General features: G+C 70.7%; 13 protein-coding genes. All 13 read left to right on the top strand.

Features of this window, described 5'->3' with window-relative positions; genetic code table 11:
• Positions 1 to 875 (top strand): site-specific tyrosine recombinase XerD (gene xerD / locus QAA18_RS10840; protein ID WP_279412959.1); only part of this gene is annotated, 875 nt, incomplete at its 5' end.
• Positions 876 to 941: 66 nt separating this feature from the next.
• Positions 942 to 1,748 carry a DsbC family protein gene (locus tag QAA18_RS10835; protein ID WP_279412958.1) on the top strand — a complete coding sequence of 269 codons (807 nt, stop codon included), beginning with the start codon at positions 942 to 944 and terminating at the stop codon, positions 1,746 to 1,748.
• A gap of 40 nt (positions 1,749 to 1,788) precedes the next feature.
• The gene (purL, locus tag QAA18_RS10830) at positions 1,789 to 5,832 is read left to right on the top strand and encodes a phosphoribosylformylglycinamidine synthase (RefSeq protein ID WP_279412957.1); all 4,044 of its coding nucleotides are present in this window, start codon (positions 1,789 to 1,791) and stop codon (positions 5,830 to 5,832) included.
• Between the two features lie 178 nt (positions 5,833 to 6,010).
• A complete protein-coding gene (gene gspE, locus QAA18_RS10825) occupies positions 6,011 to 7,750 on the top strand; it encodes a type II secretion system ATPase GspE (protein ID WP_279412956.1) in 1,740 nt (579 codons plus the stop codon).
• A gap of 52 nt (positions 7,751 to 7,802) precedes the next feature.
• Positions 7,803 to 9,020: a type II secretion system F family protein gene (locus tag QAA18_RS10820; protein WP_279412955.1), complete on the top strand. Its 1,218-nt coding sequence runs from the start codon at positions 7,803 to 7,805 to the stop codon at positions 9,018 to 9,020.
• 35 nt (positions 9,021 to 9,055) lie between these two features.
• A complete protein-coding gene (gene gspG / locus QAA18_RS10815) occupies positions 9,056 to 9,487 on the top strand; it encodes a type II secretion system major pseudopilin GspG (RefSeq protein WP_279412954.1) in 432 nt (143 codons plus the stop codon).
• Between the two features lie 20 nt (positions 9,488 to 9,507).
• The gene (locus QAA18_RS10810) at positions 9,508 to 9,957 is read left to right on the top strand and encodes a GspH/FimT family pseudopilin (RefSeq protein ID WP_279412953.1); all 450 of its coding nucleotides are present in this window, start codon (positions 9,508 to 9,510) and stop codon (positions 9,955 to 9,957) included.
• Positions 9,957 to 10,415, top strand: a complete 459-nt coding sequence (locus QAA18_RS10805) for a prepilin-type N-terminal cleavage/methylation domain-containing protein (protein ID WP_279412951.1) — start codon at positions 9,957 to 9,959, stop codon at positions 10,413 to 10,415. The genes QAA18_RS10810 and QAA18_RS10805 overlap by 1 nt, the downstream gene beginning before the upstream one ends.
• Complete coding sequence (locus QAA18_RS10800) at positions 10,412 to 11,065, top strand: prepilin-type N-terminal cleavage/methylation domain-containing protein (RefSeq protein WP_279412950.1); 654 nt, start codon at positions 10,412 to 10,414, stop codon at positions 11,063 to 11,065. The genes QAA18_RS10805 and QAA18_RS10800 overlap by 4 nt, the downstream gene beginning before the upstream one ends.
• Positions 11,062 to 11,871, top strand: coding sequence for a type II secretion system protein GspK (locus QAA18_RS10795; protein WP_279412949.1), 810 nt, complete (start codon positions 11,062 to 11,064; stop codon positions 11,869 to 11,871). The genes QAA18_RS10800 and QAA18_RS10795 overlap by 4 nt, the downstream gene beginning before the upstream one ends.
• Positions 11,868 to 12,911 carry a PilN domain-containing protein gene (locus QAA18_RS10790; protein ID WP_279412947.1) on the top strand — a complete coding sequence of 348 codons (1,044 nt, stop codon included), beginning with the start codon at positions 11,868 to 11,870 and terminating at the stop codon, positions 12,909 to 12,911. The genes QAA18_RS10795 and QAA18_RS10790 overlap by 4 nt, the downstream gene beginning before the upstream one ends.
• Entirely contained in the window at positions 12,895 to 13,527 is a 633-nt protein-coding gene (gspM, locus tag QAA18_RS10785) for a type II secretion system protein GspM (RefSeq protein ID WP_279412946.1), read from the top strand. The genes QAA18_RS10790 and gspM overlap by 17 nt, the downstream gene beginning before the upstream one ends.
• A 28-nt stretch (positions 13,528 to 13,555) precedes the next feature.
• A complete protein-coding gene (locus QAA18_RS10780) occupies positions 13,556 to 14,209 on the top strand; it encodes a hypothetical protein (protein ID WP_279412945.1) in 654 nt (217 codons plus the stop codon).
• Positions 14,210 to 14,337 lie beyond the last annotated feature (128 nt).

The raw sequence follows: 14,337 nt of genomic DNA, 5'->3' as shown, positions 1-14,337 counted from the left end.
TCGAAGCATTCCTGGACGCGGCCTGGGCCGAATCCGGCCTGGCGCGCCAGACCCTGGCCGGCTACCGGCGCGACCTCGAAGGCCTGGCGCGCTGGCGCGACGGCGCAGCCGGCGGCCTGGCGGGCGCCGACCGCGGCGCCCTGTTCGAATTCCTCGCATGGCGCGCTCGCAACGGCTACTCGCCTCGCAGCAATGCGCGCCTGCTGTCGGCCTTGCGCGCCTTCTTCGCCCATGCGGTGCGCCGCGGCCTGCGCAACGACGACCCGACCGCATTGCTGGAGCCGCCGCGGCTGCCGCGATCGCTGCCCAAGGCCCTGCCCGAATCGCAGATCGACGCCTTGCTGGCCGCACCCGATGTCGATGCGCCCGAAGGCCTGCGCGATCGCGCCATGCTCGAACTGATGTACGCCTGCGGCCTGCGCGTCAGCGAGCTGGTGACGCTGCCCTCGACCGCGGTGAACCTGCGCCAGGGCGTGCTGCGGGTGACCGGCAAGGGCAGCAAGGAACGCCTTGTGCCGCTGGGCGAGGAGGCCGTGCACTGGCTGCAGCGTTATCTCGACCAGGCGCGGCCGAAGCTGGCGGGCAAGCGTGCGCTGGCGCCGCTGTTCCTGAACGCCAGCGGCGAGGCGCCGACGCGGCAACAGTTCTGGGCACTGGTGAAGCGTCATGCGGCGGCGGCCGGCATCGATCCGGCGAAGATCAGCCCGCACGGCCTGCGCCACAGCTTCGCCACCCACCTGCTCAACCACGGCGCCGACCTGCGCGCACTGCAAATGCTGCTCGGCCACAGCTCGCTGTCCACCACCCAGGTCTACACCCTGGTGGCCCGGGAACAGCTCAAGCGCCTGCACCAGAAACACCATCCGCGCGCGTGAACGCACGCAGGACCCACCATGTTCCGGGATTGGCGTGGGTCGTGGCCGGCATGGGATAATCCGCGGATGAAGACCCTCCTGCCGTTGCTGTTCGCCATCGCCAGCCTCTCCGCCTGCGCCGGGGACGGCAAGGCGCCTGCCGCCGGTTCCGATGCCCCCGCCAAGCCGGCCGCGGCGGGTAACGCTGCGGCCAAGGCGCGCGCGGCCCTGCTCGGGTTCGACCCGAACATGCCCATCGAACGCATCGAGGACGCTCCGCTGAAGGGGTTCCAGCAAGCGATCATCGGCGGCCAGGTGGTGTTCGTCAGCAACGACGGCAGGTACCTGGTGCAGGGCACGGTCTACGACATCGGCCGCAAGACCGACGTCGGCGAGGAGGCGATGCAGAAGCTGCGCGCCGAGCTGTTGCGCACCATCCCCGCGAAGGACCGCATCGTGTTCGCGCCGAAGGACCCGAAGTACACGGTGACGGTGTTCACCGATGTCGAATGCGGCTATTGCCGCAAGATGCACAGCGAGATCGCCGAGTACAACAAGCGCGGCATCGCGTTCGAGTACGTTGCCTACCCGCGCATGGGCCTGGGCAGCGAGGACTTCCGCAAGATGGTCGCGGTGTGGTGCTCGGCCGACCGGGCCAGGGCGCTCACCGAAGCCACGAACGACCGCCCGGTGGCCTCGGCCAACTGCACCAATCCGGTCACCATGCAGTACGCGCTTGGCCAGCGCATGGGCCTGACCGGCACCCCCATGGTCCTGACGGCCGACGGCGTCCAGCTGGGGGGTTACGTGCCGCCGGCGCGGATGCGGACGATGCTGGATCAGCTCGCCAAGGGCGCGCATCCGGCAGCCAGCACCGCCACGGGCTCGCCATAGGTACAAGGGCCGGCCCGTTTCCACACGGTTTCCGCCGGACATGATCGTCCTCGAGGGCCTCCCGGCCCTGTCGCCGTTCCGCCTCGAGCGGCTGCAAGCCCGGATTTCGGGCATCAACTCCGCCATGGCCGCCGAAGTGCGCGTGCTCGGCGCGTGGTTCACCTATTGGATCGAACCGGAACCGGATGCCGCGCCGGACCGCGCGACCCTGGGCCGGATCCTGCAGGCCGGCGAAAGCTTCCAGCCGCTCGCGCCCGGCGCCCGGTCGCGCTTCGTGCTGCCGCGCCTGGGCACGATTTCGCCCTGGGCGAGCAAGGCCACGGAGCTGCTGCACGGTGCCCGGCTGCCGGTGAAGCGGGTCGAACGCGGCATCCGCATCGACCTGTCCGGCTGGCCCCCGGACGAGGCGGCGCAGCAGGCCGTCGCCGGGCTGTTGCACGACCCGATGACCCAGTCGCTGATCGCCGAGCGCGGGCAGGGCGCGGCGATGTTCGCTGCTCCGGCGCGCGGCGCGCTCGAGCGCATCGCGCTGGCGGAACTGGAAGCGGCCAACACGCGCCTGGGCCTGGCCCTGGCCGCCGACGAGATCGAATACCTGCGCGACCGTTATGGCGGCCTCGGGCGCGACCCGTCCGACGTCGAACTGATGATGTTCGCGCAGGCCAACTCCGAACACTGCCGGCACAAGATCTTCAACGCCAGCTGGACCATCGACGGCCGCGACCAGCAGCGCGACGGCAAGCCGGTGTCGCTGTTCGGGATGATCAGGCACACCCATGCCAGCACGCCGCAACACACGCTGTCGGCGTATAGCGACAACGCCGCGGTGGTCGCCGGCTTCCCGGCCAGGCGCTATCGGCCGGACCCGCACTCCCGCGAGTACCGCGCCGAGGAGCTTGCCGAAAGCGCGTTCTGCATCAAGGTCGAGACCCACAACCATCCGACCGCCATCGCGCCCTTCCCGGGCGCATCGACCGGTGCCGGCGGCGAGATCCGCGACGAAGGCGCGACCGGCCGCGGCGGCAAGCCCAAGGCCGGCCTGTGCGGTTTCAGCGTCTCGCACCTGCGCATCCCGACGCTGCCGCAGGCGTGGGAAGGCGTGCGTGCGCTGAACCCGCGCATGGCACCGGCGCTGGAGATCATGCTCGACGGGCCGCTGGGCGCGGCGGCGTTCAACAACGAGTTCGGCCGTCCCAACCTCACCGGCTATTTCCGCAGCTTCGAGCTGGCCGAAGGCCAGGGGCTGGCGCGTGCCTACGACAAGCCGATCATGCTCGCCGGCGGCCTGGGCGCGGTAGATCGGCCGATGGTGGCCAAGCGCCCGCTGTCTCCCGGCGACGCGGTGATCGTGCTGGGCGGCCCGGCGATGCTGATCGGCCTGGGCGGCGGCGCCGCCAGTTCCGTGGCCTCGGGCGAAAGCGCAGAGGACCTCGATTTCGCCAGCGTGCAGCGCGACAACCCGGAGATGGAACGCCGCTGCCAGGAAGTGATCGATGCCTGCGTTGCGCTGGGCGACGACAACCCGATCCTGTCGATCCACGACGTCGGCGCCGGCGGCCTCTCCAACGCGATCCCGGAGCTGCTGCACGATTCGGGCGTGGGCGGCGTCATCGACCTGGACAAGGTGCCCAGCGACGATCCCTCGCTGTCGCCTCTGCAGCTGTGGTGCAACGAATCCCAGGAACGCTACGTCCTCGGCCTGCCGCAGGAGCGGGTCGCCGAGTTCGCCGCGATCTGCCTCAGGGAGCGGTGTCCCTTCGCCGTGGTCGGTATCGCGACCGAGGAAGAGCGACTCGTCGCCGGCTACTTCGGGACCGGGGACCAGGGACCAGGGACCGGGGAGAGCGACGATCCCGGTTCTTCCCGGTCCCCGGTCCCCGGTCCCCGGTCCCCCGACCTGCCGATCGACCTGCCAATGGATGTGCTCTTCGGCAAACCGCCGAAGATGCATCGCGACACCGAGCGCCCGGCGCCGGCGCGATGGCCGCAGCTCGACACCGCGGCGCTGCAGCTGCACGACGCCGGCCTGCGCGTGCTCGCGCACCCGACCGTGGCGGCGAAGTCCTTCCTGGTCACCATCGGCGACCGCAGCGTCGGCGGCCTGACCGCGCGCGACCAGATGGTCGGGCCCTGGCAGCTGCCGGTGGCCGATTGTGCGATCACCCTGTCCGGTTACGAAGGCACGTCGGGCGAGGCGATGGCGATCGGCGAACGCACGCCGCTGGCGCTGCTGGATCCGGCAGCGGCCGCACGCATGGCGGTCGGCGAGGCGATCACCAACCTGTGCGCTGCACCCGTCGATTCGCTCGAGCGGATCAAACTGTCGGCCAACTGGATGGCCGCCGCCGGCCACGATGGCGAGGACGCGCGCCTGTTCGACGCGGTGCGCGCGATCGCGATGGAGCTGTGTCCGGCGCTGGAGCTCAGCATTCCGGTAGGCAAGGACTCCTTGTCGATGCAGGCGCAATGGACCCCGGGTCCCGAGTCCCGAGTCCCGAGTCCCGCCCCGCAGAAGTCGGTGTCGCCCGTCTCCCTCGTGGTCACTGCGTTCGCGCCCGTGGCCGACGTGCGCGCGCAGCTGACGCCCTTGCTTTCGCGCGAGGGCGAGACCGAACTGTGGCTGATCGGCCTGGGTGCGGGGCGGCAGCGCATGGGCGGTTCGATCCTGGCGCAATGCCATCCGGAGGCCGGCGGCACCGGCACGCTGCCCGCGTTCCGCGGTGAGGGCGATGGCGCCGGCGTGCCCGACATCGAGGACCCGCGCCGCCTGCGCGCATTCTTCGAACTGATCCGCGACGCGCGCAAGGCCGGCCTGTTGCTGGCCTACCACGACCGTTCCGACGGCGGCGCCTTCGCCGCGCTGGCGGAAATGGCGTTCTGCTCCCACCTGGGCCTGGACATCGTGCTCGACGGTTGGGGCGCCGACCGCATCGAGGACGTGTTCCGCACGCTGTTCAACGAAGAACTCGGCGCGGTCGTGCAGATCGCCGCCGAGGACCGCGTCGCGTTCGCCGACCTGGTCGCGCGCCATGGCCTGGTCGATTGCGCGCAGCGCATCGCGCGCCCGACCACCGCGCCGCAGGTGCGCGTGCTCCAGGGCGGCAAGGTGCTCGCCGCCTGGCAATGGGAAGCGCTGTTCGGCGCCTGGTGGTCGGTGACGCATGCGATGCAGCGGCTGCGCGACAACCCCGAGTCCGCCGACGAGGAACTGGCCGCCGCGTCGCGCTTCGACGCACCGGGCCTGCAGCCGGAGCTGGTGTTCGATCCGGCCGAGGACATCGCCGCGCCGTTCATCGCCGCGCCCCATATCGGCACGAACGCGCGGCCGAAGGTCGCGATCCTGCGCGAGCAGGGCGTCAACGGCCAGGTCGAGATGGCGTCCGCGTTCGAACGCGCCGGCTTCAGCGCCCACGACGTGCACATGAGCGACCTGGTCGCCGGTCGCGCCACGCTGGAAGGCTTCAGCGGCCTGGCCGCCTGCGGCGGCTTCAGCTACGGCGACGTGCTCGGCGCGGGCCGCGGCTGGGCCACCAGCATCCTCGAGCGTCCGGCGCTGCGCGAGATGTTCGAAGCGTTCTTCGCCGACGCCAATACGTTCGCGCTCGGCGTGTGCAACGGCTGCCAGATGATGAGCCAGCTCAAGGCGATCATTCCCGGCACCGACCACTGGCCCCGCTTCCTGCGCAACCGCAGCGAACAGTTCGAGGCGCGCTTCGGCATGCTCGAGGTGGTCGAATCGCCGTCGCTGTTCCTGCGCGGCATGGCCGGGTCGCGCATCCCGGTGTCGATCGCGCATGGCGAGGGTCGCGCCGAATTCGACACCGACGTCGACCTCGCGGCCGCGCGCGTGGCGCTGCGCTACGTCGACGGCGACGGCAGGGCCGCCACCCGCTATCCGGCCAACCCGAACGGCTCTACCAACGCCGTCGCCGGCCTGTCCAGCGCCGACGGCCGCAGCACCATCCTGATGCCGCATCCGGAGCGCACGCCGCGCACGCTCAACATGAGCTGGGCGCCGGCAGGCTGGCCGGACGAGTCGCCGTGGATGCGGATGTTCCGCAATGCCCGCGCCAGCCTCGGCTGACGCCAACGGCGGGAATGGGGAATGAAGGGAATGAGGGGAATGGTTGACAGTCGCGCCCTGGACCCTCCATTCCCTTCATTCCCTATTCCCCTCATTCCCTTTCCGTGTAGCCGTTTCCAGCGGCGGAGCGCCCCGCCGACCTGCTAGAGTCGGTGGCCGCAAGGGAGGCCGCACCGGCGTGAACGCAGTCGCAGACACCACTACAACCGGCGAACGCAGCACCGATCCACACGGCGCCGACGAACGCGTGGTGGCGGCGCTCCTGGAGCGCGGCAAGCTCAAGGACGTCGATGTGGCCCGCGTGCGCCGCCTGCAGGAAGAGGCCGGTGGCGGGCTGCTGGCCCTGCTGGGCCGGCTGGGCCTGGTGTCCGAGCGCGACCATGCCGAAGCCTGCGCCGCGGTGCTGGGCCTGCCCTTGATGAACACGCGCGATGCGCCGGAGCTGCCGCCCGAGGGCGCGGCCCTGTCGACGCGATTCATGAAGCAGTTCCACGTCGTGCCGGTCGCGGAAACCGATGATCGCGTCGACGTGCTGCTGGCCGACCCGCAGGATCCCTACATCCTGGATGCCGTGCGCCTGGCATGCGGCCGCGAGGTCCGCGCGGCGGTGGCGCTGCGTTCGGAAATCGACGACCTGGTCGAGCGCTGGCATGGCCAGGGCCGCAGCGCGATGGGCGCCTTGCTGGACGGCAGCGGATCCGGCGATGGCGACGCGGACAGCGACGACGTCGAGCACCTGCGTGACCTCGCGTCCGAGGCGCCGGTCATCCGCCTGGTGAACCTGGTGATCCAGCGCGCGGTGGAATTGCGCGCCTCGGACATCCACGTCGAGCCGTTCGAGAACCGGCTCAAGGTGCGCTACCGCATCGACGGCGTGCTCGAGGAAGGCGAGGCGCCGCCGCAGAACCTGACCGCCGCGGTCATCTCGCGCATCAAGATCATGGCGAAGCTCAACATCGCCGAGCGCCGCCTGCCGCAGGACGGCCGGATCATGCTGCGGGTGCAGGGCCGCGAACTCGACCTGCGCGTGTCGACCATGCCCACCGCGCACGGCGAATCGGTGGTGATGCGCCTGCTCGACCGCGAAACGGTGGTCTTCGACTTCCAGCGGCTGGGCTTCACCGACGCCTTCCTGCCGCAGTTCGAACAGGTCCTGCGCCAGCCGCACGGGATCCTGCTGGTCACCGGCCCGACCGGTTCGGGCAAGACCACGACGCTGTACACCGCGTTGTCGAAGCTCAACACCCACGACGTCAAGATCATCACCGTCGAGGATCCGGTCGAATACCAGCTCGAAGGCATCAACCAGGTCCAGGCCAAGCCGCAGATCGGGCTGGATTTCGCCAACGCGCTGCGCTCGATCGTGCGCCAGGACCCGGACATCATCATGATCGGCGAGATGCGCGACCTGGAAACCGCGCGCATCGCGATCCAGTCGGCGCTCACCGGACACCTGGTGCTGAGCACGCTGCACACCAACAACGCCGCCGGCGGCATCACCCGGCTGCTGGACATGGGCGTGGAGGACTACCTGCTGACCTCGACGGTCAACGGCATACTCGCCCAGCGCCTGGTGCGCAGGCTGGAACCGACGCACGCCGAGCGTTACCCGGCCTCCGCCGAGGAGATCGAGAAGTTCGGCCTGCGCCGCTATCAACCCCATGGGGACATCTTCCTGTATCGCCCGCGACCGTCGGCGCTGTCGCCGACCGGTTACCTGGGCCGGACCACCATCCTCGAATTCCTGGTGATGGACGACGAGCTGCGCCGTGCGGTGATGCGCCACGCAGGCATGGGCGAACTCGAGTCGCTGGCGCGCGCGGCCGGCATGCGCACGATGTACGAGGACGGCATCGCCAAGGCGCTGGCCGGCGAAACCACCATCGAGGAAGTGCTGCGCGTCACGGAGGACGCATGAGGCCGGAAGCCGGGAGCCGGGAGCCGGGAGCCGGATGGCGGGAGTCGCGCTGATGCCGCTCTACCGCTATCGGGCGCTGAACGCGCGTGGTGAAATGCTCGACGGGCAGATGGAAGCGGCGAACGATTCCGAAGTCGCATCGCGGTTGCAGGAACAGGGGCATTTGCCGGTCGAGGCGCGATTGGCGTCCGAAAGCGATGGCGCCCATGCCTGGCGCGCGCTGTTCAAGCCCAGGCCCTTCGCCGGCGCGCGGCTGGTGCAGTTCACGCAGCAGCTGTCGACGCTGCTCGGGGCGGGCCAACCGCTGGACCGCGCGCTTACCATCCTGCTCGACCTGCCCGAGGACGCGGCCGCGCGCCACGTCGTCGCCGACGTCCGCGACGCCGTGCGCGGCGGCAGTTCGCTCTCGGCCGCGCTGGAGCGGCAGCACGGCACCTTCGGCAAGCTCTACGTCAACATGGTCCGCGCCGGCGAGGCCGGCGGCAGCCTGCACGAGACCCTGGCCCGGCTGGCCGAATACCTGGAGCGCAGCCGCGCGCTCAAGGGGCGCGTGGTCAACGCGATGATCTACCCCGCGATCCTGATGCTGATGGTGACACTCAGCCTGCTGTTCCTGCTCGGCTTCGTGGTGCCGCAGTTCGCCGGCATGTACGACAGCCTGGACGCCCCGCTGCCGTGGTTCTCGCAGGTCGTGCTCGGCGTGGGCATGTTCGTGCGCGACTGGTGGATCGTGCTGCTGGTGGTGCCGTGCCTGGCCCTGCTGTGGCTGGACCGGCGGCTGCGCAACCAGGCGTTCCGTGCGCGCTTCGACGAATGGATCCTGCAGCGCAGGTTGGCCGGCGGGCTGGTCGCGCGGATCGAGGTCGCGCGCCTGGCGCGGACGCTGGGCACGCTGCTCCGCAACGGCGTGCCGCTGCTGACCGCACTGGGCATCGCGCGCAACGTGCTCGGCAACCGGGCGCTGGCCGCCGATGTCGATGCCGCCACCGAGGAAGTGCGCAACGGCGCCGGGCTCGCGTTCGCGCTGGGGCGCGGCAAGCGGTTCCCGCGCCTGGCCCTGCAGATGGTCCAGGTCGGCGAGGAATCCGGCGCGCTGGACACGATGCTGCTCAAGACCGCCGACACGTTCGAACAGGAGACCTCGCTGGCGCTGGACCGGATGCTGGCGGCGCTGGTGCCGGTGGTGACCCTGGTGATGGCGCTGGTGGTCGGCGTGGTGATCATGGCGGTGCTGACGCCGATCTACGATTTGACTTCCGTGATTGGATGAACGGTGAACAGGTGAACGGTAAACAGGAAAAGCAGATGCAAAAGCACATGCAACCGCGAGTCGGACAGCGCGCATCGCAGGGAGGCTTCTCGTTGATCGAGATCATCCTCGTCGTGGTGTTGATCGGCGGGATCGTGGCATTCGCCGCGAGCCGTATCCTCGGTGGCGGCGATCGGGCCAAGGCGAACCTGGCACGGGCGCAGGTGCAGACGCTGGCCGAGAAGGTGCAGCAGTACGAGATGGATACCGGCGGGCTGCCGCCGGCGCTCGAGGCGCTGGTCGACAACACCGCCAACGCCGCCGGCTGGCTCGGTCCGTATGCGAAGGCCGGCGAGCTCAAGGATCCCTGGAACCACCCCTACGTCTACCGCGTGCCCGGCGAAGGCCAGGCCTTTGAGCTCGCCAGCCTGGGCAAGGACGGGCAGCCCGGCGGCGAAAGCGTGGATGCGGACGTGAAGTTCGAATAGGCAACGCGGTGGCAGCGACGATGCGCCGGACCGCGGGATTCACCTTGCTCGAAGTCGTCCTCGTGCTGGCGATCGTCGCGCTGGCCAGCCTGCTGGCCGCGGCTGCGATCGGCGACGGCACCGATGGCATGCGCCTGCGCTCGGCGGCGAAGGAAGTCGCGGCGCAGCTGCGGTTCACCCGCGCCCAGGCGCTCGCCACCGGAGAGCCGCAGCGTTTCACGATCGATCCCGCCGCCCATGCATGGACCGCGCCGAAGGAGCGCGGTGGCGAACTGTCGCCGAAGCTGTCCATCGTCTTCACCGGTGCGCGCGAAGTGCAGCCGGCGGAAGGTATCGGCGCGATCGTGTTCTTCCCGGACGGCGCTTCCACCGGCGGGCGCGTGCGCATGGCCATCGACGAAGCCGCATGGGACGTGGACGTGGCCTGGCTGACCGGCGAAGTGCGGGCGGCGCGGGTGGAGTCGCAGTGATGCGGCCCGACGCATCGCGGCTTCCGCCGCTCCCACGATCGGCGGTACGCGGATACACGCTGATCGAGGTGCTGGTGGCGTTCGCGATCCTGGCGCTTGCGCTGACGCTGCTGCTGGGCGGTTTGTCGGGGGCCTCGCGCCAGGTGCGCTGGGCCGACGATGCCGGGCGCGCGGCGCTGCACGCGCAATCGCTGCTCGACGATGTCGGTGTCGGCACCGTGCTGCAGGAAGGACATCGCGACGGCGTGTTCGAACAGGGGCGGTATCGATGGACGCTCGACGTCGAGCCCTACGTGGATCCGCTGCTTCCGCCGGACGCCTTCATCGATCCGGCGGCACCGCGCCTGCTGCAGCTGTCGCTGGAGGTGCGTTGGGACGACGACGGGGATCCGGCCAGGCGCCTGCGGCTGGAGTCCCTGCGGCTGGTGCGCCCCGATCCGATCGCGGTGCTGCCATGAGCGTTGCCGCGACGAAGCGCGTGCGCGGATTCACCCTGGTCGAGATCCTGCTCGCCACCGCCCTGCTGGCCGCGGGCCTGGGGCTTGCGTTCGCCACCTTGCGTGCCGCGGGCGCGACTGCCGAGCGCGGCGAAGCGCTGGCGCAACGCAATGAACACATGCGCGCGGTGCTCGGCTTCCTGCGCGCACGGATCGCATCGGCACGGCCGGTCGCGTTCGACATCGATGCCGACAGCGGCCTGGCGCGACGATTCGCCGGCAGCGAGCGCGAAATGGCGTTCGTCGCCGACCTGCCGGATTACCTCGGCCGTGGCGGCCCGCACCTGCACCGGCTGCGGATCGAGCGCGACGGCGATGGCGTGCGGCTGGTGGCCGGCTTCGAGCTGGTGCAGGGCGGCCGCGTGGTGGAGCAACGCGAGCGGCTTGTGCCGGAAGTGCTGGCCGAAGGACTGCGCGCGGTGCACTTCGAATATCGCGGCCTCGACGACAGGCAACAGCCGGGCCCCTGGCAATCGCGCTGGCAGGTGGCCGAAGCCCTGCCGTTGCAGGTGCGCATCAGCATCACCGGGGCCAATGGCGATGCATGGCCGCCATTGCTGGTGGCATTGCCCCTCGCGGGCCGCTACGCCATGCCGGTGGCATCGCCATGACGCGCATGCGCGGCGCGGCCCTGCTCCTGGTGCTGTGGCTGGTGACGCTGCTGGCGGCGCTGGTGGGCACGTTCGCGCTCGCCGCGCGCACCGAACACCTGCAGGGCCAGGTGCTCGCGCGCGGGCTGGAAGCGCGCGAGGCCGCCCGTGCCGGCATCGAATACGCCATCGTGCGCGCGGCCGCCGCCGATCCGCGGTTCCGCTGGACGGCCGACGGCAGCGAGCGGACATGGCAGTTCGGCGACGCGGAAGTGACGGTGCGCATCGTCGACGAGCAGGGCAAGGTCGACCTCAACATGGCCGATGCCAGTCTCCTCTCGGCACTCATGCAGCAGCTGGGCCTGGACGACCGCGCGGCGATGCAGGTGGCCGGGGCGATCCTGGACTGGCGCGATGCGGACCCGCTGACCCAACCGGCCGGTGGTGCCGAGGAACCCCAGTACCGGGAGGCCGGGCGTGGCTACGGCCCCGCGAACGAACCGATGCGCAGCATCGCCGAAGTGGAGCAGGTGCTGGGCATGACGCCGGACCTGTATGCGCGCCTCGCCCCGCTTGTGACCGTTTACAGCGGCCTGGCGGTGCCCGATCCGGCCGCCGCGCCACCGCTGGTGCGGGCTGCAATGGGCGTCGGCGGGACGCCGCCGCCCCTCGTTGCCGGCAACAGCGGCACGTATAGTATCGAGAGCCGCGCAAGCATCCGCGGACGCACTGCGGTCCTGCGCGTGGTCGTGCGCAGCGGCGGCAACGGATTGCCGGGTTCCGCATGGACCGCCTTGCGCTGGGAGGAGGGAGCATCGCCACGTTGAAGTCCTTGCGCGACCGTGACGGCCGCCTCGCCGGGTTTTTCGCCTGGTGGGGACGATCGCTCGCGGCCTGGCTGCCGCCGGGCTGGCGCCGCGCGCTCGGCCTGGATCGTGGCCGCCTGCTGCTGCGTCCCGACCAGCCATTGCCGGAACCGTCCGCGGCGCAGGCCGACCTGCCGCGCTGGCTGCTGCTGCCCGCCGCGTCCGGACTGCGCCGGCGCATGGTGTTGCCCGCGGCCGCGGGCGACCGCCTGCGCGAGGTCATGGCATTCGAAATCGACCGGCAGACACCGTTCACCGCCGAAGCGGTTGCGTTCGATGCGCGCCTGCTCGGGCGCGGTGGCGGCGAAGGCCAGGTCGAAGCCGAACTCGTCGTGGTTCCCAAGGCGACCCTGGATGCGCGCCTGGCGGCGCTGGGGCCGGTGGCCGACACGCTGGCCGGCGTGGACATCGAGGACGACGCCGGCAAGCCGCTTGGCGTGAACCTGCTGCCACGCGCGCGCCGCGGACGCCGGCGCGATCCCGCGCTGCTGCCCAACCTCGCATTGGCCGCGGTCGCGCTGCTGGCGAGCGGGCTGGCCCTCGCGCAGTTGCTGCACAACCGCCAGGATGCGCTCGCGGAACTGGAAACGCGCGTTGCCGGCGAAGTGGAGCAGGCGCGTGCCGTGTCGCTGCAGCGGCAGCAGCTGGTCGACCTGATCGACGGGCGCAGCCATGTCGAAGGGCTGCGCAAGCAGCGCCCGGTGGCGGTCGAGGTGCTCGACGAACTCGCGCGGCGCCTGCCCGACAACACCTGGATCGACAAGCTGGCGATCGACAACGATCGCCTGCTGCTGATCGGCCGCAGCGGCGAAGCCTCGGCGCTGGTCGGGCGCCTCGAAGGCGGTGCACCGTGGCGCTCGCCGGCGTTGAGCGGCGCGTTGCAGCCGGATGCACGCAGCGGCCGCGACCGGTTCACCCTGGCCGCGGATCTCGCGGTGCCGGCGGCATCCGAAGTACCCGGGGCACCTGCAACCGGAGGCGCCAATGCAGGCCGTCACTGACCGCGACCGCTGGCTGGCGCTGGGCCTGCTGCTTGCAGCGCTGGTGCTGGCCTACCTGTTGTTGGTGCATCCGTGGTGGACGCTGCCGATGCGCGACGCGCAAGCGAGCATCCGCGCATTGCAGGAGCGCAGCCAGCGCGCACGCATCCAGTTGCAGCAGGCACCCGATGTCGCCGCGCGCCTGCGCGAGGCGATGGAGGCCGACCGCCAAGTGCCGGTGTTCCTGCCGGAGGCGAGCGCCGAACTCGCATTCGCCGGCCTGGCGCAACGGTTGGAAACCGAAGTCGAGCGCGCCAGTCCCGGCAACGCCGGTTGCGCCATCAGCACCCGCACGCCAATCGACGCGGGACGCGGCAACAACGAACGCTTCGAGCGGGTTGGCGTGCATGTGCGCCTGCGCTGCGGCAATGCCGAAACCGTGGCCCTGCTGCATGCCCTGGAAGGCGGCAGCCCACGCCTGTTCGTGGACAACCTGAGCGTGGTCGCGCAGGGCTTCTTCGAGCGGCCCGGCGGCGCCGGCCGCAACGACAGCGGACTGGACGTCGAATTCGACCTGCACGGCTATCTCGCGCCCGCGTCGCTGCGTGGCGCAACGGGAGTCGCCCATGGGCCCTGACCCCGTCCGTCTCGAACGGGTCCGTCCCTTGACCCGCGTGTTGGCAGCAGTCGCCGGCGCGGCGGTGCGTGCCTGGGTGCTGGCGCTCGCCGGCGTCGGTGCGCACGCATCGGTCGCGGACGTGGACACGGCAATGGCGCAACCGATCCCGCAGTTGCAGGCGACCGTCGCCACCCATCTCGACCCGCTGGCCGAATACACCGAGGCCGTCTCGCGGCCAGTGTTCGCGCGCGACCGCCGCCTGCATGCCTTCGCGCTTTCGCCGGGCGAGAGCCGCGCGGCCACCGCCGGTAATGGCTTCGATTACGTGCTCAACAGCGTGCTGATCGCGCCCGGCATCAACCTGGCGATCATCGAGCCCACCCAGGGCGGCGAATCGGTCAGCGTGCGCATGGGCGAATCGGCCGACGCGATCGCCGGCTGGCGCCTGGTCGAACTGCAGCCGCGCGCGGCCGTGTTCGACGGGCCGGGCGGGCGCAGGACGCTGGAACTGCGCACCTGGACCGGCGACGGCGAAGCCCCGCCAGTGCGGGTGCCGCAGCCGGTGGCGACGCAGGACGCCGAGACACCGGACGAACCCCCTTCCACGCAACCGGCACCCACCCAGGTGCAGCAGCAGATGGAACAGATCCGCAAGCGCATCGAAGCGCGCCGCGCCCAATTGCGCCGCAAGGACCCGTAGAGTCGACCCATGATCCCGAACCGCAAGCATCCAACCTTCCGCCTGCTGCTGGCCGCCCTGGCCGCCGGCATGCTCGCCGCCTGCGCCAGCGTGCCGCCACCGACCGTGCAGCGCGGCGCCGATCCGCT

It is taken from the genome of Luteimonas sp. 8-5 (assembly GCF_029763755.1).
Lineage (GTDB): Bacteria > Pseudomonadota > Gammaproteobacteria > Xanthomonadales > Xanthomonadaceae > Cognatiluteimonas.
The sequence above is the reverse complement of the archived record's forward strand: the minus strand, read 5'-3'. Positions and strand labels throughout refer to the sequence as shown.